The organism is Aquitalea pelogenes (genome assembly GCF_041914625.1).
In the GTDB taxonomy this organism is placed as follows: domain Bacteria; phylum Pseudomonadota; class Gammaproteobacteria; order Burkholderiales; family Chromobacteriaceae; genus Aquitalea; species Aquitalea pelogenes.
In genome coordinates this window covers 1-1,840 of sequence record NZ_JAYSDA010000048.1, presented here as the reverse complement: position 1 = coordinate 1,840, position 1,840 = coordinate 1, and the positions used below count along the sequence as shown (strand labels likewise).

Here is a 1,840-nt window from a genome sequence, read left to right as displayed (position 1 = left end):
ATGGTTGCGGCCGGGCTTTGGAGGTTAGTGTCGGCGGCTGCGTTGAGGCTCAGGACAAGCAGGCCAAGACATATCGCGCGGTGTGCAGGCTTCATGCGTTTATTTCCGGTTGGAAGTGGTTGCTGGTTTGCAGCCTGTGCCTGCCACCAGCCATGCTGTTGTCGCTGATTATTGTCTTTCATCATGAATTCTTTGTTTGTGCGCCTCATTTTTAAATTATTTACTATTCTTTATGCATGTTTGGTATGAGTAGCTGACAGGGTAAAGCATGAAGGGGAGCAGATGAAAACGACAAAACTGGCGGCTTTGGCTGCTACAGGACTGGTGCTGGGCTGGGTGCTGGTGCTGCCCGGCATCGTGGGTGTACGCACCGAAGACAAGATCCGCAATGATATCGACAGCCTGCAGCAAAACAAACTGATGCCATGGACAGTGAAGGTGGATCATTACGACCGTGGCTGGTTCGGCTCCAGTGCCCGTGTGAGCTACAGCCTGCCGCTGGCTGGCCAGACGCTGCGGTTTGCCGTGGATTACAAGGTGAACCAGTTTGCCATTCCCCTGCAACGCTGGGCACGTACCGACTACACCATCACCCCGCTTGATGCCAGCGGCAATAAAAGTGGTAATCCCCTGGCCATCGAGGCGTGGAGCATCAAGACTTTCTTCGGTCGCACCGACACCACGCTCAAGGCGGATGAGCTGCATTGGGCCAGCCCGGATGGTAATGCACTGGATCTGCGCAAGCTGTTGGCCACCATCCAGACTGAAGACGGCAAACCCATGCAGTACAGGATGAACATGGCTGGCGTCACCTTGCGCGTGGCCCTGCCCACTGGTGCCGGTGGCGTGGTACAGCTGGTGCTGGGCAATTTGCAGGCGGATGGACATCAGGCCGCCATGGCATCGGTCAAGGACAGCTGGCAGATGGATGCACAGCAAAAGCTGGAGTCCATGGAGCTGCTGGTCGACAACAACTCGGTGCTGCGGCTGAATGGCTTGTCGCTGGATGCCGCCATGCAGGACAAGGGCAGTCTGGTGGACATGCTGTATCACAGCCGGGCGGAAAAAGGGCAGCTGGGGCCGATCAACCATGCCTTTGCCATCAAGGATGCGCGGATGGATTTCTCTTATGCCAACATCAACAAACAGGGTTATGCCGACTGGCAGAGCAAGGCCAATCAGCTCTATGCCAACCCCGGTAATGCGGATGCGCTGGCCATGCAGCAGGCCAGCACACAGGCATTGCTGGACAGTGCCAGCAGCCTGCTGGCCAGTTCGCCTGCCTTCCGGATCGACCAGTTTGGCTTCCAGACCGACAAGGGCGGACTGCATGGCAGCCTGGAACTGCGCTTTGATGGCAATGGCATGCCGACCGGGGTGCAGACCGCGCAAAGCATTCTGCCACTGCTGCGCGACCGCCTGAGCGGCAGGGCAGCCATGCAGCTGGATCGCGGCCTGCTTAACGAGCTGGCTGGGCAAGCCACCGGCAGTGCCGACACCGCCCGGACCGCCCAGATGATGGACGCCAGTATCTCGAGCGCGGTGCAGCAGGGATGGCTGAGTGATAACGGGCAGCGCCTGAGTGCCGACTTCAGCTTCAACCGGGATGGCGCGGTGCTCAATGGTCACCCGCTGCCGTCCATGGCGGGCTTGCTGGGTGGAAATCCGGCGGCAACTGCACCTCAGGCAGCAGCACCGGCTGCCGCTCCCGCTGAGGAAAATGCACCGGATCAGGCTCCGGCCAACTGAGCGGGCAGGACAAGAGCCGCGCGTGTTGCGGCGGCTCTTGCTAGAATGCGCTGTTTTCCGGCAAGAGCGATGGCATGCGCATTCTTCACAC

The 1,840-nt window shown here is 59.3% G+C and carries 2 protein-coding genes; both read left to right on the top strand.

What is annotated here, in order from left to right; genetic code table 11:
* Nucleotides 1-215, top strand: a 215-nt coding sequence (locus ACE3SE_RS21245) for a hypothetical protein (protein ID WP_374558111.1), incomplete at its 5' end; no start/stop codon positions are given.
* 67 nt (nt 216-282) lie between these two features.
* Nucleotides 283-1,749: a DUF945 family protein gene (locus ACE3SE_RS21240; RefSeq protein WP_374558109.1), complete on the top strand. Its 1,467-nt coding sequence runs from the start codon at nt 283-285 to the stop codon at nt 1,747-1,749.
* The last annotated feature ends 91 nt before the right edge of the window (nt 1,750-1,840 follow it).